Raw genomic sequence first — 20,954 nt, 5'->3', positions numbered from 1 at the left:
ATGAAGGAGAGAGGTGAGCTACAGCGCCCCCGGGAGAAGGCGGAGGGATGGAGCTGGCGAGCCCCATCCCCCCAAGTGGCTTCCGCTGGGAAAAGGCGCAGGAGCCGGGAGCAGTGGAGCATGAGTGGAGTGTCAGGACAACGGCGGCGCGCGTTGAGATGGGCCGAGGTGGAGTGGAGCCAGCAGGTGGTGGACCCACGGCAGACGCGAGGCAGAAGGTACGAGCACCGCGGGCTGCTGATGCTGTTGGTGGCAGCGTTCGCCTGCGGGCTGAAGAGCCTGAGGCGAGTGGAGGACTTGGCCACTGACTTGGGCGCGCGCGTGCGCCAGCACCTGGCGGTGCCAAAGAGGGTGTCGGACCCCACGCTGTGGAGACTGCTGGCCCGCCAGTCGACGGCGGGGCTGCGGCAGACGGTGGCCGTCCAGGTGCGGCGGCTGCTCAAGTCCCCGGACGTGGAGAAGGTGGCGCTGCCGATGGGAGTGCTATCGGTGGATGGCAAGTCGTTGTGGACCAGCCAGCAGCATCAGGTAGCAGGCCTTGAGGCGGTGGCCAATGACGAGGCGGGTACGCCGCTGTGGCGCCTGGGCACGCTGCGGGCGGTGCTCACCAGCGTGGTGGCCGCTCCCTGCGTGGACTTGGAATTCATTGGCGCCAAGGAAGGTGAGAGCCCGGCCTTCCACCAGCTGGTGCCGCGCGTGGTGGAGAGCTGGGGCGAGCACTTCCAGGTGATAACAGCGGACGCAGGGCTGACGGCAGCGGAGAACGCCGCCCTGGTGCGCTCACTGGGCAAGCATTACCTGCTGGGGCTCAAGGGCAACCAGCCCACCTTGCACGGCCATGCGATAGAGAGCCTGGCCGACAAGCGGTGTGCCGCCCGGGCACGCACCGAGGACCGAGCGCGTGGGGAGACGGTGGTGCGAGAGCTGTGGACGCATGCGCTGAAGCCTGGCGAGGTAGAGTTTGCAGGAGCCCAGCTGCTGCTGTGCGTGCGCCAGACTCACCTGAAGAGGGATGGCACCCAGAGCATCGAATGGCGCTACTTCGTCACCTCTCTGTCCACCGTGGAGCTGAGCTTTGCTCACTTGCTGCGCCTGGTGCGGCTGCATTGGGCCATCGAAAACCGCCACCACTGGACGCTCGACATGGTGCTCGAGGAGGACGACCGGCAGCCTTGCCTGCACTCGCGCTCCTCGCTGGAGGTAACGGCCTGGCTGCGGGTGCTGGCCTACAACCTGGTGTCGGCTTGGCGCGCGACTTTGGACCAAGCCTGGCCCCTTGGGGTACACTCCTGCCCAGGCTGCGCTCCCAGGTGGCGTAGCCGGCGCATGGACGCTTGCTGAGGGAATACGCACCGTGGCAGCGTCAGGCGATGCTCCGACGCCCTCCCTCTTCCGCGCGTGCCACATGGACTCTTCAGAGGCTCATAGCGATGAGCCTTATCATCCTCCTCGTCTCATGTAGCACTCCCTCGCATGTAGGGACTGGCCCGCCAGTCCCACAACATCTATCCAGGTACGCTCTGGTCATCGAAGAGACGGCAGAGGGGCAGGTGATCCATTCCTGGGTCCCTGCCAGCAACTTCGACCTGTCGCGGTATGCGTACCGCCCCAGTGCTGGAGGTGCCGAGCGAAGGATCGTCCACGCATCCTTCAGCCGAGACTGCGAGGAAGAGCGCGATCAATGTGAAGAGATGTGCAAGGCGAGTCTCAAAGGCCGCAATTGGTCGCATGCAAGCGCGGGCTCAAAGGCAGAGATATGCCGCAGGCGGTGCAGACCTGCCTATCTGGATTGCAGCCGGCTTCGTGAGCAAGCCGATGCTGTGAAGTTCCCAGTCACTGACAAAGCAGTGGATTGGCTCAAGCGGCATCGCGAGGAGATCTTGCTGGGGACGGTTATCGTCATCGCAGGGGTAGCCTTCACCGTGGTCATCGTTGGCAGCGCAGGCACTGCCCTGGTTCTTGTGCCGGCCGTGCTTCTCGTCTCCTCCGAGGTTCCTCCCATGCCCTACGCTGTAGAGGAAGAGTCGTGACGACACTCTCTGATCTGGCGGATGCCCATGAGTTCATCGGAATCCGGTGGAGCAGCGGCCCTTCACCCGATGAAAAGCGGATCCTCGAGCTGACGCGAGACATCCTGGACTTCATTTTTGCCACTGGGCAAAGCTATCGCTTCGAGGATTTTTCGCATCATCTCCAGGAGGGCGTTGAACATCCCCCGCAGGGCCTGACAGGATTGAGTCTCCGCTTGAAGAGCGCAGAGCGTTTTTTCGAGAGACTCCTCCAGCCACCAACCACCGCTGGCGAAGCCGCTCGAATCCATGCCATCCTTGAAGCCATCCGCTTCGTTGCTGCAACCAACCAGTACGAAGCCTTGGATGTGTACTTGAAGCATGTGGAGTCCCATGGCCCCCCTTTCGTAGTGGCCTCTTTCGAGACGCCAAGCGAGGCAGAGTCCTGGCTCCAAAACCACCCACATCCACCCGATCCCGCCAGGATTTTGATTGGGGATCGCTCTCACGACGTGGTTCATGATCGGGAGACGAACATCCGCCGTCTGCCACGGAACCGCGACATCCATGACTATCTCGCGGAGCTCAAGCAGCTGAAGCCGCCCGTGGCCATCGCATCCTTCGCCACACGAGAGGAGGCAACAACCTGGCTCTGGAAGCAGCCTGAGCCCGCCACGCACGCGTGGGTGTCCATCGCGGGCGAACTCTATCTCGCGGCGTATTACCCCAACATTGGCCATCGAGCTCTCTACCCACTCTCCATGGTCGAGGACACTGACGCCTCGGCTTAGAGCCTATCTCAGTAGGTAGGGAATGAAAGTGGAGACGATCTTCAGGAAGCGCGGCGTAGCGATCGCGGCGCCGGAGATCGCTGGAGCCTAAAAGGGAGAAGCCAAAGGCGTGAGGGAGAAGCCAAAGGCGTGGAGGATGGCGAGCTCGGGTGAGTCGAGCAGCTGGCCAGTGGTAGGGATGAGGTGGCTCATGCGGCGTTCTCGAGTTCCTGGTCGGAGCGCCTGGACTTTCCGGCGATGCGGACCAGCAGCCCCTTGTGGACGAGGCGGTCGGCGATGGCCGAGGCGGCCGCGCTGTTGTGGAAGAGCTTGCCCCAGTCCTTGAAGGGGAGGTTGGTGGTGACGATGGTGGAGGCGCGTTGATAGCGCCTGTTGAAGACCTGGTAGAGCAAGTCAGCCCCGCGAGCGTCGAAGCTGAGGTAGCTCAACTCGTCGATGAGAAGCAGGTCGGGCGCCGCCCAAGCGGTTAGCCGCCGGTGGAGGGTGTTCTTGGCCTGTCCTGCGACGAGGTCATTGACCAGGTGTAGACGGCAGTGAGGATCCGACGAATTTTGACGGTCGTGTCGAGCGCGGGTTGACCGCCGGCAAGAAAACGCCCCCGGCCGCGAGCAGCGACCGAGGGCGAGGGGAGCGAGAGCCAGAGCGAGGCTCAGGTCCGTTTGCGAGCCTTCCTGCGGGGTGAGGAGCCTGACAGAGGCGGCGCGCTGGGGTGAGCCTGCCGCCAGGAGTCGGCCTCGATGTCGAGCACGTGGCAGTGCTGGACTCGTTGCGAGCAATGGCTTTGCCGCTCAGGGCGTCGAGCTGGCTGGCGGCGTATTCGAGCCCGAGCGCGCGCAGCACCTCGTCCAGGGAGAGAGAGGAGAGGTCACTGGCCGGGTTGAGGGGTGGGCTTTTGGGAGACGAGCTCATCGTAGGACTCCAGGGCGTGGGGTTGGACTTCGAGGGAATCGGCGGCGGCGTTTCCAGTGAGGATGGGCTCGGGCGGCTCGGTGAGCCCTGCGGCGAAGCGGCCCTGGTCGATGAGCGCGCGCACGTAGCGAGCCCCGAAGGTGCGCTGGGCCAGCGCCTTGGCCATGCCCGAGGCCACGTCCGCTTCGCCGTAAAGCTCGACGAGCCGGCTCAATTTCGTCAGCTCGTGGTCGAGCCGGATCCTGCTGCGTGCCACCTCCTGGATGTAGAGGCGAGCCTCGGAGCTGAGCGCCATGAAGCGATCCTTCTGCTTGGGCTTCTGGGCGGCCTTTCTGCGCTCCAGGAGCTTCTCGAGGTGAGCGGGCTCTTCGATGGCCTGGTGGCGCTCCCACGAGCGGGTGTGGCGTGCCACCTCTGTGGCCTCGTGGAGGATGCGGACGGTGCTGGCTTCGGCGCGCACGTGCACCGTCTTGCCCACGTACTGTGGCGGCACCGAGTAGGTGTTGGCGTCCAGCCGCACGCGCGCCTCCTTCGAGACGATGCTTGGCAGGACCAGGTCCGTATCGTAGGGGTGCTCCGGCAGTGGATGCAGGCGTGGCCGCTCCACCAGCAACCTGTCGGCGGGCCGCTCCCGAGTGGCCGCATGCAGACGTGCGTTGGCGGTCCCCTCCAGCCAGCTGGCCGCTTGCGCTCGCAAGTCGTCCAGAGAGGAGAAGGAGCGGCCATAGAAGAAGGAGCTCCGCACGTACTTGATAGCGTTCTCCACCCGGCCCTTGGCTTCGGGGTAGCGGACTGGAGCCGCGGTCGGCTCGAAGAGGTAGTGGCCGGCGAAGTCGAGGAAGCGCGGGTTGAATTGCACCGTGCTGCCCACGTGGTGCAGCACCACCGACTTGAGGTTGTCGTAGAGGATGCGCTTGGGCACGCCGCCGAAGTACTCCAGCGCCCGTCGGTGCATGGCCAGGAACGTCTCCATCCGCTGGTCCAGGCTGAAGTCGATGAACAGCGCTCTGGAGTACGACAGCACCATGGCGAAGGCGGACAACGGCCGCTGATGGCTTCCAATGCGCAGGTGTCCAAAAGAGCCCCAGTCCACCTGGGCCTGCTCTCCGGGCTCCATCTCGATTCGCAGATAACTCTTGCGCACCCGGGGCTGACGCACCTTGGCGATGTAGCGCCGCACCACGGCTACTCCCCCCGGGTAGCCGCGCTCTTTCAACTCGGCCAGCAGCCGGATGCTGGTCAGCTGAGGCGCCTCTGTCAGCCGCTCCACCAGGTAGGGCTTGTACGGGTCCAGGATGCTGCCTTTGGCCACCTCCCCGGAGCCGGGGCCGCTCTCCAACGCGTGCCGTACGGTGGAGTGGTGTACGCCGAACCTGCGCGCCACCGTCTCAATCCGCCAGTGCAGGCGCAACACCAGCCGCCGCATCTCCGCTCGGATTTCCGGCGAAATCATCGCTGCCCCGTGGCGGCATGGGTGAGCAACCGTCGGGCGGACGTGAAGTCCCCCAGGGTGAAGAAGCGCTCCTTCCACAGTTTGCCCCGCACCGGCGCGCTCCACTCCACGGTGATGGAGGGGCTCTGGGCCGCCTCACCCATCATCCGCGCCCATCTCTCGGGGGAGCGGCGCACTTGCTCGGCGTCCGCATCGAGCACAGCGAACAGGGGGCGCCCATGCCAGTCGGCCAGCGACTCGAGCAACTTCGCCAACGCGCCCGGATGCATCGGCTCGGGTGCCAAGCGCGCCTTGAGCAGCGTGCCCGCACCCGACTGGGAGAGCAGGATCTGGGTGTAGTCCTCTTGGGGCTGCAGCGTCAGCCACAACGGCGGGGGTGACATGGAACACAACCTCGACGCGGCGACGAACCCACGCCGGGAAATCCGGCCGGCTGTCCGCGGCGGGCTGGACAGGTATCCCTGGCGAGGGCGGCGCTGAACCTTGATGCGTGACTTTCTGCTCGCGGCGCCGCGCCCTCACCCCCGCGCTTCCTCGCGCTCCCCGCGATCGAAAGCCCGCGTTTCGCGAGGATCGTTTCCAATTGGGGGGCTCTGGCTGGCGGTCCACGCGCTCTAGAAACGCTTCCAGACTCTTCGCGCGGATCATCGCGGCCCTTTCCAACTTCGGCCCGCCTCGTAGTGCTCCGCACCTCAACAACTCGCGGATGCGGCCGAGTCGGGACGGACAGGAGAGGGTTGACCACGCCACAGGAGTCTCGATAGCGTCACTCAGAGTGAAGTCTCGCCATCAGCAATCGGGAGCCATTCATGAGAGCACTGCAAATGGTAGTCTGTGTCATCCTGTTGTCATGTTCCTCCCCGTCTCCGCCTGCCACAGTCCCCCCTCGTATCGACGAACGCGTGCGTGTCCTTGCTGATGATCTTGTTGCCGTCGCTTTGGTCGACGCCAGCAAAGTGACGTTCCCGTTGTCGCGGGCCAATGATGTCAAGAACCTCAGCCCTGGCGACATTATCGTCAGCAATTATCAGGAGGGCTTCCTTCGGCGAGTCGTTTCGGTAGCCGAGACTGCAAGCGGATGGGTCGTCGAAACCGCTGTCGCGGTTCTCACCGATGCCATTATCGATGCAGATATTGACGAGACATTTACGATCCCCATTGCCAACGAGGACTTCTCCGGGGATGAACTGCTCTCCGTCCCCCAGGGTCGAGTAACAGCAAAAGTGGGAGTCATCAATGTTCAGCAAACCCTGAGACTGACCGCCAAGATCAGAAACAGGCGGTACGAGAATGTGGAGGTCAATACAGTCGGCTCGGTTGATGCCCGAACAGTGATTGAAGGCTTGCTGACAGCGCAGGCGAGTCACTCCATCCGCAAGCCACTGTGGGAAAGGCGAATTGCAACCAAGGTGGTGTGGATTAAGATCGTCCCCATCCGCATTACCGTCGACGCCGCATTAGAAGCCATTGGGAGCGTCGAGACCAAAGGCTACGTGAAATGGGTGGCGGGAGCCTCAATGCATGCCGAGAAGAAAATCGGAGTGCGTTATGCTGATGAAACCATGACGCCGTTTCACGAACCACTGGATTACAACCACGAGTTCAGTGGGCCAGAGGTCGACATTGGGGCCCAGGTAACCCTTATTGCAGGCGTGAGTGTGCCAATCACCACGCGAATTTGGTGGGGACCAGGGGTCTTGGTTACGACCAAAGCACCACTTAAGTTGGTCGGTAACTTTTCTGGGACGCCACCCACCGCCTCTTGGTGCACCTCCTTCGATCCGTCTCTTGAGGCTGGCGTGCTGTTCTATTCGCGCGACAACTCAATCTCCGCAACTCTTTGGGAGGCTTCCTACCCATTCGAGGCGGGCCTCGGTGTTGACGGCTGTTCGTTGTGGGATCTTGGTAAATGGGACAAGGCGTTTTGGCGCTAGCTAGATGGGTCGTCATTACTTGCCACTTGCGCACACGAGTTTCCTATGATCCGCATCCCGATTTGGGCAGCAGCAGTTTTGATTGTAGCGATTCCAACCATCATGTGGGCAAGCGAATTGGTGATTCCGCACGTATTCGCGCCCGACACCACGATCAAGGCCGCTGAAGTCAACGCCAATTTCGAGGCGTTGCGATCGGGAGTGGCTGGCACTGACGGGATGGTCGTAAACGGCGGCGGTGTTGTCATTGAGTCATGGACCGACTCCGCAGGCAGTTGGGCGCGATATGTAACACCTCTGTCGCACCCACTGCTCAACAACAACCCCGACGCCATCGTCATTGCTGGCAGGCGATACAAGACCTGGGCCCAGTCCTCCCAGCCTTGGTGCAAGGTCGATGATTACAATGATCTGAGTACCTATTACGAGGGTGGGCGATGGTACATTTCCGACACCTGCCCGCACCTTAAGTATAGCGTGCTCATTCTGAATGGTCCTCGCTCGACGCCTCAACCCTAACACGCAAAGTCATACAAAAGGAGAGCAAGATGATTCGCATTCCGGTTTGGGCAGTTGCGGTTCTCATGGTGGTGGTTCCAACCATTATCTGGGCGGGAGACGTGATGCTGCCGCACGTGTTCATGCCAGAAACAACCATCAAATCTGCCGAGGTCAATGCCAACTTCGACGCATTGCGAGCGGAGGCGTCAGCGTCTGATCGGATTGTCGTGAGTGGTGGGGGGGTTGTCATATGGACAGGCGACAATGGGAACGGAGGCACGTATTCGCAGTACGTGACGCCACTGTCCCATCCGTTGCTAAACAACAACCCCAATGCGTTGTTGTTTGTGACGAAGGACATTACGGGCGATCCCGATGGTGACTATTACGACACCTGTAGGACCAGCGATGATCAGGAAACAAATGTGTACTATGAGCAGGGGAAATGGTGGATTTACAGTACCTGCCCCCAGTTGAAGTATCATGTGCTGATCTTTCGCGGCACTCGGGCAAGTCCCTGATCGCAGGTCGGCCGTGCTGTGCTCCGTGGCCGTTTGACGCCAGGATTGATAGCACGTAGAGCGTTGACCGATATGATATGGAAGCGCTCCTCCCAAGCGGGGTGAAGATCGCGGCAGGGTTCCCGGGTGCAGGAAAGGGAGACGGGACACCCCTGCTGCAACAGGACTGCCCAGGCGGTGGACACCTTTGTCTCGGCTTCCATGATGGACCGGCCCTTGTCACGTAGGGCAGCACTGTCTCTTTCCCCTCGTCGCTGTCCCTGTTGTCCCGGCGGTGCCACGGCCGGCGGTGCGGGCCTGCTTCCCCGGACGGATTGAAGTCTGCCCTCGTCACCCACCGCCGTGGCACTCGCATCCTGAGCGGCTACGACGCAAGGGTTCAGCCATCCTTGGTGAATGGCCCAGGGTGAAGGAGAGCGACGCCTGGCTCAGCGCGCACCGGTAGGTCGCAGAGGGCAGGAACGAAGAAAAGCGGCTGGGGGCTCCCTCTCGGGCCCGAGCCGCCTTCCTCGTGGGTGAAGCGCGAAACCTAGTAGGAGTTGTTCTGGCCGAAAGTCTTCATCGTCTTCTTGTTCAGCGTCTCGTTGGACTCAGCGCCCTCGTTGGTCACGTTCGCGTTACCAGCGAGCGCCGCAGCCGAGGCGCCGAACAGCTTGCGGATGTTGTCACCAAACAGCGTGATCACGCCGATGGAGGCGATCGCGATCAGGGACACGATGATGATGTACTCGGTCATTCCTTGACCACGAGACTTGCGCACCTGCTTCTTCGAGACGGCCTTCATTGAAACTCCTGGGTTGAGAGGCGGAGGGGTAAAAGGTGAAGACTCCCTATTGAGCGTAGCGGGCGGGAGCAGAGCGGGAGATGAGGTACGCTGACGGGGAGCCCATGCGCCGCACGCCGAGCCGGCGCAGACACACGCCTGCCCAGACCAGCCGCCTTCCCAGGAGGGACACGGCAGGGGCCTGACTCTCTTGGCTGGCTGGGGCGGCGGGCATGAACTGTCTCTCTGGGGACACGATTTGAATCAACAGAGAGATAGAGCAGTGCTTGGCGCTTGCCTGTACCACTTCAGGCGCAGGACGACGGTCGGGTAGAACCGGGCGCTGGCTGGCCCCGAGCCCCCATAGAGCCGGACGGGTTCAGTGCCGCCGGCGTGGATCCGATTACCGCCGCTTGCGGCGGGCAACGCCTATCGGAAGTCCGAAGGCGCGGAGGTCGGTGGAGGCTTGCGGCGGGATTTCAAGGCGGGGGCGTAGCACCGAGCCCTGAAGAAGATGTAGCCGTTCTCCTCGCACGCCTCAGCATCCTTCGTGCTCAACTCCACCCAGCAGCCGCCGTTGATGGGGATCTGCGTCCGCCCTGGGCACTGGCCTTTGGCATCCGGCGTGAGCTGCCCCGGCAACGGCTTGGGAGGCGCGTCCTGGCTGAGCGCCTCTGGCTTGGAGAACTCCCGGCCCCATGGCTGCGTGGCTTCCGATGCACTCTCCCCCACCCCGGCGGCACCTCCCTCTCGTGGAGATGCCGGATTCGAAGCGTCCTGCTTCCTCGCGGAAGGGCTGGGGAGCGGCGCGTGTACCGCCAGCAAGGTCCACAAAACCAGCAGTGCTCCTACGAGCACCCGTACCCTTCCCCGCTGCTTCCACGGCTGAATCGGCGGCGGCATGGCCTGACCTTGCTCCGCGGCAGCCTCGAGCTCCTGGGCGAGTTCCCCCGCTGTTCCTCGAGCCTCCGGAGTCACCGAGAGCATGCGCAGGATCAGCGCGCTGAGCTGGGAATCCACCCGGGGTCCGAGCTCCCCAGGCGCCGGCAGAGGGGCCTCCACCGGGTACCATGTGCCCTGCTCGTCCTGCCGCAGCTCCGGGCCGGGGGGATACTGCCCGGTCACGAGCCTGTAGGCGGTGACGCCCAGCGCATAGACGTCGTCCGCGGGCCCTGGCAGGTAGCGAATTCCTGGAGACTGACCGGAGCGAAGCTCGAACAGCCAGGCCTCGGGGGAACGGTAGGGCGGTGTTCCCGGTGGCAGCGGCTGCCAGGTCAGTCGCGCGGCGGACGGGTAGTGCCCGGCGCCGAAGTCCGTGAGCATGGCCCGGCCGTCTGAACGCCGCACCAGCACGTTGTCGCCCTTGACGTCCCTGTGCACGGCACGGCAGGCATGGGTGGCCTCCAGCGCCCGCGCTAGCTGCGCCAGCACCTGGAGCTGCCGCCGCTGCGTCGGGGGATGCTCGCGTGCCCACTCGTACAGCGGCGTGCCCTCCACCCACTCCATCACCACGAACGGAAAGAACGCATCGGACGGATGCCGCCAGAAGCCGTGGCCGAGCAGACGCGGAATGCTCGGGTGGCGCACGAGCGACAGCAGCCCCACCTCCCGCTGGAAGCGCGGCTCCCAGGGCACCAGGGCCATCTTGAGCGCGACGGGTCCCTCTGACTCGTACCCGAACCGAACCGCTCGGTAGACCACCCCGAAGCCACCATGACCGTGGCAGCCCAGCAACAGCCAGTCCTGCACCCGGGTGCCCGGAGGCAAGCAGAAGAGATGCCCCACCCGTGGTGGCTGATGCTCCATGAGGTTGCCTCGCAGGGAGAGAGGGCCCTTCTCCCCCTCCCGCGCCATCCTACCTCATACGTCGTCCTGGCTCCCGACGACCGTGGCCTTCTACGGCACTTCACCGGCCACCCAAGAGGCTGCGACGAGCAAAAGAAGATGGATGCGGACGCCAGCGGCAACCTGAACGTGGGCCTCCATCCCCATCCACCGCGCCTGGACACGCCCGCCTCGTCGCTGGTAGCACCTGCGGCATGAGAAGCTCCCAGTACGGTTATCTGCTCCTGGTGATCGGGGCGATGGCGACGATGATCGCTTGCCAGAAGAATGCGAAGACGGACGGCTCGAAGCTGCCGGAGCGGCTCGCGGAGAAGCTGAGCGATCCTGAGCTGGAGCCAGGAGCCTTCACGAATCTCTGCGCCGAGGCGCTCAAGACCCTGGATCCCCAGGCCACGGTCTCGGTCGTCGGCCCCTTCCAGGTGGCCATGAACTCCCAGGGAGTCGACCTGGTGGCAGGGTTCGAGAATCCCTGGCGAGCAGCACCGGCAGCGCGCGCCGAAGCCGTATGGGCTCAGGTGCTTGGGGTCCGTGAGGCGAGCAAGGCCATGGCCGGGCAGGTCGTCGGTGAGCTACGGGAGATCGTGCCGCTGGTGAGAGGCGAGGTGGATGCCGCCGTTCAGCTGATCAAGGCCGGTAAATCCAAGCAGGTCGCCTACCCGCTCACGGCAGACCTCTGGGTGCTCTACGCATTCAACAAGCCCACGCAGTTCCTTCCGGTCATGGACGAGGATCTGCGGAGGCTGGACCTGGATCGGGCTCAGGTCCGCGCCACCGCCCTGGAGAACCTCAGGCAGTTCATCCCGGGATTCGAGAGGAAGGGCGGTAAAGGCACCTGGATGCTGATCCTCCCCAACACCGGCGGCAACTTCGAGGCAAGCCTGTTGCTACTGGACGAGATCTGGGACGACCTCGAGAAGGAGACCCAGGGCGAGGTGGTCGCGGCGGTCCCCGCGCGAGATCTCCTCTTCGTGACGGACTCCCAGAACGCAGCGGGCGTGAGCAAGGTCAGTGCCCTGGCCGCGGATGCCTATGCCAAGGGAGACCACCCCGTCTCGAAGCAGGTCCTTGTCCGCCGAAGTGGGGAGTGGAAGCCCTGGGCCCCGCCGTAGTCGGGTGAGGCCCGAGGAGGGCTAGCCGTACAGCTCGCTGAGCGGGCCCTGCGCGATTCGGGTCGGACCCTCGTTGCCGAAGGTGTTGAAGTCCGCGTCGCCCGCGGCGTGTCCCAGGGTGTTGAACAGGTTCGACACCTGCCGGTTATTGGCCTGCCCCATCTCCGGGTAGATCACCGTCCGGCCATCGGTGCGCAGCCCGAGCGCGTTGCCGCCCAGCACCAGCGTCGGCCACTCGGCGGCGGTCGAGTGGTGCTGCTCGCCGTTGTCGGACATGAAGACGATCGCGGTGTGATCCAGCATCGACCCGGAGGCGCCCACCTCCGGGGTGGCAGCCAGGGTGCGCGCGAGCTTCGCGATCAGCTCGACATGCTTGCGGGTCACCGCCGCAATCGCCGTCCAGTTACTGGGGTTGTCGATGCCGTGCTGAAGGTCGTGCCGGCCGATCGTCGGGATGATGCTCTCGTAGTGCACGTCGAACCCAGAGCTGCCCGACGCGAGCACCACCGTGTTGGTGAGGCCGCCGAGCAGGCAGGTGGTGGCGATCTGGAACTGCGCCTCCAGCCACATCAGCGAGTCCGGGGGCGAGCCGGCGTTCTTGATCAGCGGGTTGTCGGCCGGCGCGGGCGGCAGCAGCGGCTGCACCGACGCCGCCATCGACGCCAGCTGCGTCTCTCGCGCGCGGAGCCCTTCCAGCGACGCCAGGTAGCGCTCGAGCTTGATCCGCTCGTTCGAGTTCCCCTTGAACGTCGCCAGGGTCGCCTGCACGTCGGCGCGGGCGAAGTCGAACAGCGCGCTGCGCTCGGCGCCTGCCGTGGCGCCCTTGGCGATTGAACCGAAGATCGAATCGTAGGCGAGCGCGGGGTTGACCAGGATGGGCGCCGGGCGCTTCGGGCCGAAGCTGCAGGTCTCGTAGACGATGGGGGTGGCCGCGGAGCTGGTGCCGAGCCGGATCGCCTCGTACGGCGCGGTCCGCTTGAGCTTGGGGGCCAGCACCGCGTCGATCGTCGCCGCCGCGCCGTTCACCGCGCAGCTCAGCGCGCCGGTGCCAGAGGAGTGGCCACCGCCCGTGATGTTGCTCGACAAGCCGAGCAGCACCGCGGCGCGGTTCTCGAGCGAGATCCTCGACGAGGAGGCCTTCAACGGATCGAGGCAGAGCGCCGAGCCGACCGCGTCGCCCGTCAGCGTGCGCGCGGTGGTCGGGTACACCCGCGAGAACATGATGTCGTTGCCGATGCTCGCGCTGCCCAGCGAGGAGCGCGCCTTGGCGCTCAGGAACGCGACCGGGTAGATGCCGTTGCACTCGAGCACGATCACCAGCCGCCGGGGCAGTCCCGCCGGGGCCGCGGCCTCACTCAGCAGGGGACCGAACAGCGCCATTCCGGCCGCCGTCTTCAGAATCGTTCGTCGGTTGAGCATGGTCATTCTCCCGCTCCGGGAATGCGGCGGCTGGTCCAGGTGTCGCTCTTGATCAGCGCGCCCACCATCCTGGTGAACGAGCCTCCAGTCGAGTCGTAGGCCTGCTCCATCTTCGCGAGCGTGCACGCATCGGTGAGGTTCTCGTCGCGACCCATGTAGTAACGGAACGCCTGGCGGATGAAGCAGCGCTTCACCCACGGCGACTTCGCGAGCTTCTCCGAGAACTCGACGGCGTCGCGCACCGGGCCGTTCAGCTCCGGGTCGGGCAGACCGCTCAGCGTTGACGAGCCATTCGGGGGGCCGAGCGAGCCATCCGCGGCGTGGTCATGCGCGCGCAGGTAGCCAGCGTGGTTGTAGATCTCGAACGGGTACCCGAGCGGGTTCATCAGCGAGTGGCAGCCCTGGCACTCGGCCTTGTTGGTCGCTTCGTCGAGCCGCACGCGAGCGCTCTTGTTCGGGGCGTGCGGTCCCACCTTCGCCATCACCCGCACCGAGCTCAGCGGCGGGATGTAGCCGCAGAGCAGGTTCTCTCGGACCCACTTGCCGCGGTGCACGATCGACGGATCGTCCTCGAAGTTTCCGCCGTGCGAGCCGAGCCACGCCGGGTGGGTGAGCACGCCAGCGCGCTGGTTGGTGGGCAGCGTCACCCAGCGAGCCGTGTCGACCGGCTGGGTGACGTTGTAGATCTGTCCGGTGTACCGCGTCGCGTTCGGGGCCGGCGTCGGCTGGGTGGTCGAGGCCAGGTAGTACCGGCGCGTGGTGAGGAGGTTCTTCAGCACGTCCTTGTCCTCGACCACCACCCGCGCGACGAGGTCCTCCATCTGCTGCACCAGCGTCGGCTCGTCGCCGTAGTAGCCGTCCATCAGGTTCGAATAGGAGGAGAGCTGCGAGCGGTAGCCGCTCGGGTCGCCGTCGTCGAACGCGGAGAGCGCCTCGGGGCGCTCCTTGAAGATCTCGGGGATCTTCGAGTAGCCGAGCCACTCGCGGAAGAACCCGGTCGCGCCGTCGCCCAGCCAGTACTGCCCGCGCGCCGCGCGCTCGTCCTCGTTGTAGTCCTGAATCAGATCGAACCGGCTCGGATCGGTTCCGCCCACGTTCTTGAGGAAGAGGGCCTCGGCCGTCACCGGGTCGCGGACGGTGCCATTGGCGGCGGCCGCCGCGATGTCCGCGAGGTGGCCTTCGAGGGGCGCGGAGAAATCGGGGTAGACCCAGGTCGGCGTTGCTCCGGGGGCGCGGCTTCCGACGGCGTACGCGAGCTGCTGACCGAGCTCCCAGGCGGTGAGCTGGGTGCGGCCGGTGGCGGTCGGATCGCCGCTCTCGGTGCGGAACAGCGCACCGGCGGTCATCCACGCCGCGTTGGAGATGCGGTTGATCGAGTGGGTACGGGTGTCGGTTCCGCCGGACGAGGGCGGCTCGGCGGCGAGGATCGTGGTCGCGAACTGCTGCAGCCGGTTCAGCTCGCCATCGCTCGGCTCGCGGAAGAGGACTCCGTGAAGCAGGAACTCGTGCAGGTAGTGCCGAACGCACGCGGCGGTGGGGCGATCGTCTTGCCGCATGCAGCGGAGCGTCGTGTCGAGCCGCAGGCGCTCGAGCCGATTGTCGCCGGTGTACGGCCCCGCCCACGGTGGGCCTGCCTCGTTGAGCACCGGGAGGAACAGCTCGATCGTCGCCTCGTCGAGCGTCGCGTCGGTGGCGTAGGTGCTGTAGGCCTCGCCCGCGCCCGGGTCGAACGGGTTGTCGAAGAAGGTGAAGCCGGTCCAGCCGCGGGTGACCGAGCCGCCCACGTTGCGTGTCCACTGCCAGCGGTTCATGCGGCGGATGCGCGTCGGCGCGTCGGAGACCGCGTCCTTGCAGGTGAACAGCTCGTTCTGCGGGAGCAGGTTCGGCGGGCTGCGCGGCACCTCGCCGCCGTCGGCGCAGGCGGGCATGCCCGCCTCGATCCACGAGGAGAGCACCGCGATCTCGTCCGCGGTGGCCGGGGCCCCGCCCGCGGGAGGCATCGGGCTGTCGGTGCTCTTCATCCGCTCGACGCAGCGCTGGGCGACCGACTGCGACGGCTCTTTCTGGGACTGGAGGCGAAGGAAGTCCAGCGATGCGAGGGAGATCGGCGCGCCGTTGATCGGGCTCGCCGCGTGGCAGCTCACGCAGCGCTCCTGAACCAGCGCCTGGACCTTGCAGCCATCGCCGTCGCCGTTGCCGTTGCCGTTGCCGTTGCCGTTGCCGTTGCCGTCGCCGTCACCGTCGCCGCCGGAGCTTTGCCCGCTGCAACCCACGCCCAGCGCCAGCGTCACGGAGAACACCGCCACGAATGCAATCCGCAGATGCCTCATGAACAATGAGGATACACGGATCTGCGCGGAAATCGCGAGTCTCGATCGTTCGCGCACCTATTGCAGTGGCAGTTCGAGCGTGGCGGTCGCACCCCGGCCCGGCCCGTCACTGTCGATCTGGAGCTTGCCTCCGAGCAGCTTTGCCGCCAGCGCGCTGGAGTGCAGTCCGAAGCCATGCCCATCCTTGCGCGTGGTGAAGCCGTGCGTGAAGAGCTTGGCGCGCACCTCGGGGATGATCCCGATGCCGCTGTCGATGACCTGGAGCCGCGCCATCGTCCCCTCCACGCTCAGCCGCACCTTCAGGTGCCGCTGCTCCTGGGGCAGCGCGTCCATGGCCTGCTTCGCGTTGCTCAGGAGGTTGATGAGGATCTGCAGCACCTTGTGCTTGTCCACTCGCACCAGCGGCACGGGCGTCAGCTCCAGCTTCACCATGACACCATGCCGCCGCAGCGAGACGTTCTGCAGCCGCAGCGCATCTTCAATGAGCTGCGACAAGTCACACTCGTCCAGCATCAGCGACGTCTTGGCATACGTCTGCTGCACCTGGACGATGGAGCGGATGTGCTCGATGTGTGAAGCCATCGCCTCCAGATCCTCGCGCAGCACTGCCTGCTCGCGCGTGAGCACCTCTCCCAGGGCCGTGAGGTATTCGGTCAAGCGGCTGCCCCTGGGGTCGTGGCTCAGGAAGTCCGCCAGGTCGGACTGGTGCTGCGCGAGCAGGGCGGAGACCTGCGTCACCTTGCCCGCGTGAGAGGACCCCACCGCCCTGCGCATCTGTTCCAGGTTGATGACGGCGCTGGTGAGCACGTTGCCCACGTTGTGCAGCACGTTGGAGGCGATCTCCGCCATGCCCGCCGCCCGGGCGGTGTCCACCAACTGGACCTGCGCCTGCTTGAGCTCATGCGTGCGAGCCTCCACGCGCCGCTCCAGCTCATCGTTGGCCCGGCGCAGGGCCTCCTCCGCCCGACGAACCTCCGCGTACAGCTCCGCGTTCTCGATGGAGATGGCCGCCTGCGAGGCCAGGTGCTGCATCATCGACAGCCGCGCGGGCGTGAACGCCCCCGAGACCAGGCTGTTCTCCAGGTACATCACTCCCGCGCACCGCTCCTGGCGCATCATCGGCACACAGAGCACGGACCGGACACCACTGCGCTCCAGGTAGGGATCGGCGGGAAAGCCGTGGGGCCTGGAGGCGTCGCCCATCAGCACGTGCTCATGGGTGCGCTGCACATAGGCGATCAGCGTCCAGGGCAGCACCTGGGCCGCCTCCTGCTCCGAGAGCGCAGTGGCCTCGTGGGAGGAGGCCTCCGCGCTGGCCACGACCGCGAGTCTGCCTCCTCGCGGCAACAGCAGCGCGCCTCGCTGCGCCCCGGCGTTCTCCAGTGCGACGCGCATGAGGGTGGACACCAGGCGCTCCAGGACGATCTCGCCGGAGATGGCCTGCTGCGCCTTCACCGCCGTGATCGCGTCGATCTGCATCGAGTCCGTGGAGGTGGTCGTCGTGCTCGTGGAGGCAACCGAGGGCACCAGGTGCGGCCACAGCGCGTCCAGGTGCTTGACCTTGCCCTGGGCGCCCCACGCCACGTAGGCGGCTCGGGCCTCGCGGGCGTATGCATCCGCGATGATGGGCGCCTGGCGCTTGCGGTAGAAGTTGGCCGCCAGCTCGCTGGCGAGGCCCACGTTCTGGATGAAGCCGTTCTGCCGGGCGGACCGGATGGCGGCCTCGTACGCGTTCATCGCCTCCTCCAGCCGGCCTCCCAGACGGGCCCGCTCGGCGCGCACCAGCTGCGCCGGCGACGAGAAGGTCTCCGGGCAGTTCACGGCCCACTCCTCCAGCTGCTGGTGGTGCCGCTCGAGCTCCTTCAGGTCCTGCTGCCGCCGCTCCGGGCTTCCTGCCTCGTAGGAGGCGGCCAGGCTCAAGGAGCGATAGAGGTGGTAGTCCTGGATCTGGATGATGCTGATGAAGCACCACAGGAAGCGGCCCATCTCGTCGCTCGCGACGCGCGCCTCCTCGTAGGCCCCGCACATGAAGCGCGACTGCATCTTGTTCAGCCAGTACCACCCCTGCATCAGGTGCATGTGAGCCGGGGTCAGCCCCGCCTCGAAGCTCGCCTCGTCGAAGTCAGCCCCGCTCATCGTATCGAACGAGTGCGAGCGGCCGCGCAGCTGCTGCACGTAGCGCTGGATGAGGAAGAGCACGTCCTGCAGCCCCGCGAAGCCGCCCTTGCTCATGAAGTCGAGCCGCGCCACCGACTCTTCATACACCTCGTCCAGGGAGTGCCCCATCGCGAAGCGGTTCCAGACGCTGTGCAGGCCGGAGTAGCACGCCAGCTGGTAGTCGCCCGTCTGCTGGGCGTACCGAGAAGCCTCGAGGATGGCCTCCTGCGCCTGGGCCAGGGGCCGGTTGAAGTAGCAGACGAGCTCCAGGCTGAGGAGCGCCTTGGCGCGGTAGGCCGTCAGGTCGTAGCGCTCGACGAGCTGCCGCGCGAGCACACCGAAGGCATAGCCCTGCTGGGGCCTCTTGAAGAAGAAGCCGGTGATGACCCCAAACCAGCCGTAGCCGTGCGCCGCGGCATCGGTGTTGCCGTAACGGATGGTGAGCGAGGCCATCCGGCACAGGTGGAGGATGAGCAGGTTGTTGTCCGAGAAGTAGGCCGGAGCGAAGAGCAGGGACAGCACCCTCATGACGACCTGGGTGTTCGCGTCCGTCATCAGCGGCAGCTCGAGGAGACTCGGGATGGGGCGCTCCCCCAGGAGCTCCCAGACCTCGTCATGGGCGGCGACGACCTCCTCCCAGGTGGGGCGGAGCTTCATCGGCATGCCCAGCCGCGCCAGGCACTCCAGCAGACATGAGGCCGCGGCGTCGATGTCACCGCCGATGAGGAGGATCTCGTTCTTCACGGTGTAGGCGTCGGCGATCTCGGTGAGGCTCCTGGCGTGCGACAGGAGCTCCTCCGTCAGCTGGAGCGCCTCGGCGGAGTGACCCGTCATCAGCTCGCTGCTGGCCCGCTCGAGCCGCACCTTGAAGGCCAGCTCCGGATCCGTCCGCCAGGGCTCGCCCGGGATGAGCGCGAAGGCGGTCGTGAGGTAGGTCACCGCCGAGCCATGCGCGCTGGAGGCCCTGGCCCTGGCGCCAGCCTCGGCGTTCAGGCGCGCGATGGCGTGACGCTCCCGCTCATCGGTGAGCAGGGCCACCGCCACGTTGAACTGGCTGACGATGTCGAAGAGCCGCTCGCGCACCTCGGAAGGCGACAGGCTGCCGAGCAGCAGCCGGCCGATGCGCAGATGGAGGGCCTCGCGCTCCGCCTCGGGGATGAGGACATGCGAGGCCTGTTGGATACGATCGTGCAGGAAGCGGTAGTGCTCGGGGCCGGTGCGCATCACCAGGCCCTCCTGGAGCGCGGGCTCCAGGTCCTGTTCCACCTGGCGCTCCTCCAGGCTGGAGATGATGACCAGCAGGGAGAGCGGGAAGCTGTTGCCCACGCAGGCGGCCAGCCGCAGCAGGTGCTGAGTCTCGGCAGGAAGCTGGCTCAGGGTGCCCACCAGGAAGTCCACCACGTTGTCCGAGTAGCCCTTGGCGCGCACCCCCTCCGCGTCCCAGCGCCACCCACCCTCGACCGTGCGCACCAGCAGGCCGTCCTGGTGCAGGGCCTGCATCAGCTGGAGCAGGAAGAAGGGGTTGCCGTCCGTCTTCTCGTGGACCTGGGCCGCCAGGGGCGCCACCACCCCAGGCTCCGCTCCAGGCAGCGCGTCGCTCACCAGTTGCACCGTCTGCTCCAGGCTGAGCGGCGCCAGGTGGATGTCGGTGACCCGCGCGCCCGCCTTGCGCACCGCCGTCACCATCGCCGTCACCGGATGCGCGGGGCCCACCTCGTTGTCGCGGTAGGCGCCGATCCACAGCACCGGCGGGGCGTCGTCCTGGGCCAGCAGGTGCTGCAACAGCTGCAGGCTCGCGGCGTCCGCCCACTGCAGGTCATCCAGGAACACCACCAGCGGGTGCTCGGCATTGGCGAAGATGCCCAGGAACTGCTGGAACACGCGCGTCAGCCGCCTGAGGGCATCCGTGGGTGGCAGCTCCGGGACGGAGGGCTGCCTGCCGGCCACACGCTCCAGCTGCGGGATGAGCTCCACCAGCACCTGCCCCTCGTCCTTCCAGGCCTCCCGCAGGCGCTCGCGCCACCCGGCCAGCTCCTCGTCCGTGCCCGCCAGCAGGTGTTGCACGAGCCCGCGAATGGCCTGCGACAGCGTGGCGTATGGCACGTCTCGCTGGAACTGATCGAACTTGCCGCTCAGGAAGAAGCCTCGTTGCCTCACCACCGGCTTGTGCAGCTCGTGGACCACCGACGACTTGCCGATGCCCGAGTAGCCACTGACCAGGAGCAGCTCGGCTCTCCTGCCGCACGCGGTACGCTCTAAGGCTTGCAGCAGCGTGCCCACCTGCGCGGAGCGCCCGTAGAGCCGCTGGGGGATCTGGAAGCGCAGGGGGATGTCCTGCGCTCCCAGCACGAAGGGCTCCTGGGAGCCCTGTTGCAGGCTGGCCTGGCAGCGCAGCAGATCATTCTTCAGGCCGGTGGCGCTCTGGTAGCGCTCCTCGGCGACCTTGGACAGCAGCTTGAGCACCAGCGTCGAGAGCTCCGACGGGATGGCCGCGTTGAGCTCCCGGGGAGGCCGGGGCACCACCGCCATGTGCGCGTGGAACCACTCCAACGCGTCGCGCCCGCTGAACGGCTTCCTCCCCGTGAGCACCTCGTAGAAGGTCACCCCCAGCGAGTACAGGTCCGTTCGGTAGTCCACCGCGCGGTTCATCCGCCCGGTCTGCTCCGGCGACATGTACGCCAGCGTCCCTTCGATCAGGGTGGAGGGCACCGCCTCCACGTGCTCGACTCGCTGCAGCGTGGCGGCGCCAAAGTCGATGAGGCGCGGCTGACCCGTGGGTGTCAGTAGGACATTGGAAGGCTTGATGTCCTTGTGGATGACTCCACGCAGATGGATCTCCGCCAGCGTCGTGGCCAGCCCGATGGCCAGCTCCAGGAAGCGCTGGATAGAGAAGGGCTCGCCGAGGGCGTCCGACAGCGGGGTGCCCTCCAGGTGCTCGAGGATGAGCACGGGGCGCTCCCGCGCCAGCTCGCAGGCCACCGGCCGGGTGACGCCTGCAACTCCCTGAAGCCGCTGGAGGATGCTGAACTCCCGGCGGTAGCGCTCGCGCTCCAGCGAGGTGACGCGAAGCTGATTCGGGCTCTTGAGGATGACGTGCGCGCCATCCGTGTCTCGCACCGCCTGAAACAACTGATTGGAGCCCGTGGTTCGGATGGGCCCGACCAGGGTGTACCCTTGGACATCCAGCATGGTGCGAGGCCTCGGAGGTGGTCC

14 protein-coding genes are annotated in these 20,954 nt (G+C 65.8%); 6 read left to right on the top strand and 8 right to left on the bottom strand.

The features are described 5' to 3' along the window. On the top strand, window positions 1-1,341 hold the full coding sequence (locus KY572_RS25735; RefSeq protein WP_317987899.1) for an ISAs1 family transposase: 1,341 nt from the start codon (window positions 1-3) through the stop codon (window positions 1,339-1,341). 685 nt (window positions 1,342-2,026) lie between these two features. Beyond that, window positions 2,027-2,800: a hypothetical protein gene (locus KY572_RS25730; RefSeq protein WP_224245613.1), complete on the top strand. Its 774-nt coding sequence runs from the start codon at window positions 2,027-2,029 to the stop codon at window positions 2,798-2,800. A gap of 188 nt (window positions 2,801-2,988) precedes the next feature. On the opposite strand, the gene KY572_RS25725 is transcribed toward KY572_RS25730, so the two are convergent. From KY572_RS25725 to KY572_RS25715, 3 genes are all read right to left on the bottom strand, one after another. After that, the gene (locus KY572_RS25725; RefSeq protein WP_224245612.1) at window positions 2,989-3,576 is read right to left on the bottom strand and encodes an ATP-binding protein; all 588 of its coding nucleotides are present in this window, start codon (window positions 3,574-3,576) and stop codon (window positions 2,989-2,991) included. Window positions 3,577-3,665: 89 nt separating this feature from the next. Next, window positions 3,666-5,162, bottom strand: coding sequence for an IS21 family transposase (istA, locus tag KY572_RS25720; RefSeq protein WP_224245611.1), 1,497 nt, complete (start codon window positions 5,160-5,162; stop codon window positions 3,666-3,668). After that, window positions 5,159-5,545 carry a hypothetical protein gene (locus KY572_RS25715; protein WP_224245610.1) on the bottom strand — a complete coding sequence of 129 codons (387 nt, stop codon included), beginning with the start codon at window positions 5,543-5,545 and terminating at the stop codon, window positions 5,159-5,161. Before KY572_RS25715 ends, istA begins: the two co-directional genes overlap by 4 nt. Window positions 5,546-5,971: 426 nt before the next feature. Here KY572_RS25715 and KY572_RS25710 point away from each other — a divergent pair, with 426 nt between their 5' ends. The 3 genes from KY572_RS25710 to KY572_RS25700 are packed head-to-tail and all read left to right on the top strand — an operon-like array spanning window position 5,972 to window position 8,118. Beyond that, window positions 5,972-7,096 (top strand): hypothetical protein, encoded by a 1,125-nt coding sequence (locus KY572_RS25710; RefSeq protein ID WP_224245609.1) that lies wholly within the window; start codon window positions 5,972-5,974, stop codon window positions 7,094-7,096. Window positions 7,097-7,141: 45 nt separating this feature from the next. Then, on the top strand, window positions 7,142-7,615 hold the full coding sequence (locus KY572_RS25705; protein WP_224245608.1) for a DUF7452 domain-containing protein: 474 nt from the start codon (window positions 7,142-7,144) through the stop codon (window positions 7,613-7,615). 29 nt (window positions 7,616-7,644) lie between these two features. Further along, window positions 7,645-8,118 carry a DUF7452 domain-containing protein gene (locus KY572_RS25700; RefSeq protein ID WP_224245607.1) on the top strand — a complete coding sequence of 158 codons (474 nt, stop codon included), beginning with the start codon at window positions 7,645-7,647 and terminating at the stop codon, window positions 8,116-8,118. A 529-nt stretch (window positions 8,119-8,647) separates the two neighbouring features. Here the strand turns inward: KY572_RS25700 and KY572_RS25695 are convergent. Together KY572_RS25695 and KY572_RS25690 are read right to left on the bottom strand one after the other, a co-directional pair. After that, window positions 8,648-8,902, bottom strand: a complete 255-nt coding sequence (locus tag KY572_RS25695; RefSeq protein ID WP_224245606.1) for a Flp family type IVb pilin — start codon at window positions 8,900-8,902, stop codon at window positions 8,648-8,650. 408 nt (window positions 8,903-9,310) lie between these two features. Then, on the bottom strand, window positions 9,311-10,735 hold the full coding sequence (locus KY572_RS25690; protein ID WP_224245605.1) for a serine/threonine-protein kinase: 1,425 nt from the start codon (window positions 10,733-10,735) through the stop codon (window positions 9,311-9,313). Window positions 10,736-10,920: 185 nt separating this feature from the next. Here KY572_RS25690 and KY572_RS25685 point away from each other — a divergent pair, with 185 nt between their 5' ends. Continuing rightward, the gene (locus KY572_RS25685) at window positions 10,921-11,835 is read left to right on the top strand and encodes a DUF1444 family protein (protein WP_224245604.1); all 915 of its coding nucleotides are present in this window, start codon (window positions 10,921-10,923) and stop codon (window positions 11,833-11,835) included. 21 nt (window positions 11,836-11,856) lie between these two features. Here KY572_RS25685 and KY572_RS25680 read toward each other — a convergent pair whose 3' ends face one another. From KY572_RS25680 to KY572_RS25670, 3 genes are all read right to left on the bottom strand, one after another. Continuing rightward, on the bottom strand, window positions 11,857-13,254 hold the full coding sequence (locus KY572_RS25680) for a DUF1552 domain-containing protein (protein ID WP_224245603.1): 1,398 nt from the start codon (window positions 13,252-13,254) through the stop codon (window positions 11,857-11,859). A 2-nt stretch (window positions 13,255-13,256) separates the two neighbouring features. Further along, entirely contained in the window at window positions 13,257-15,560 is a 2,304-nt protein-coding gene (locus KY572_RS25675) for a DUF1588 domain-containing protein (protein ID WP_224245602.1), read from the bottom strand. An 81-nt stretch (window positions 15,561-15,641) separates the two neighbouring features. Beyond that, window positions 15,642-20,930, bottom strand: coding sequence for a trifunctional serine/threonine-protein kinase/ATP-binding protein/sensor histidine kinase (locus KY572_RS25670; protein ID WP_224245601.1), 5,289 nt, complete (start codon window positions 20,928-20,930; stop codon window positions 15,642-15,644). Window positions 20,931-20,954 lie beyond the last annotated feature (24 nt).

This window comes from Hyalangium gracile (genome assembly GCF_020103725.1).
GTDB lineage: Bacteria > Myxococcota > Myxococcia > Myxococcales > Myxococcaceae > Hyalangium > Hyalangium gracile.
This window is presented reverse-complemented; position numbering and strand designations above follow the sequence as displayed.

Bases quoted from the DNA above. Each gene is read 5' to 3' on its own strand.
- KY572_RS25735 (WP_317987899.1), top strand. From the start codon at position 1: ATGAAGGAGAGAGGTGAGCTACAGCGCCCCCGGGAGAAGGCGGAGGGA.
- istA (WP_224245611.1), bottom strand. From the start codon at position 5,162: ATGATTTCGCCGGAAATCCGAGCGGAGATGCGGCGGCTGGTGTTGCGC.
- KY572_RS25715 (WP_224245610.1), bottom strand. From the start codon at position 5,545: ATGTCACCCCCGCCGTTGTGGCTGACGCTGCAGCCCCAAGAGGACTAC.
- KY572_RS25710 (WP_224245609.1), top strand. From the start codon at position 5,972: ATGAGAGCACTGCAAATGGTAGTCTGTGTCATCCTGTTGTCATGTTCC.
- KY572_RS25705 (WP_224245608.1), top strand. From the start codon at position 7,142: ATGATCCGCATCCCGATTTGGGCAGCAGCAGTTTTGATTGTAGCGATT.
- KY572_RS25700 (WP_224245607.1), top strand. From the start codon at position 7,645: ATGATTCGCATTCCGGTTTGGGCAGTTGCGGTTCTCATGGTGGTGGTT.
- KY572_RS25695 (WP_224245606.1), bottom strand. From the start codon at position 8,902: ATGAAGGCCGTCTCGAAGAAGCAGGTGCGCAAGTCTCGTGGTCAAGGA.
- KY572_RS25690 (WP_224245605.1), bottom strand. From the start codon at position 10,735: ATGGCGCGGGAGGGGGAGAAGGGCCCTCTCTCCCTGCGAGGCAACCTC.
- KY572_RS25685 (WP_224245604.1), top strand. From the start codon at position 10,921: ATGAGAAGCTCCCAGTACGGTTATCTGCTCCTGGTGATCGGGGCGATG.
- KY572_RS25680 (WP_224245603.1), bottom strand. From the start codon at position 13,254: ATGCTCAACCGACGAACGATTCTGAAGACGGCGGCCGGAATGGCGCTG.
- KY572_RS25670 (WP_224245601.1), bottom strand. From the start codon at position 20,930: ATGCTGGATGTCCAAGGGTACACCCTGGTCGGGCCCATCCGAACCACG.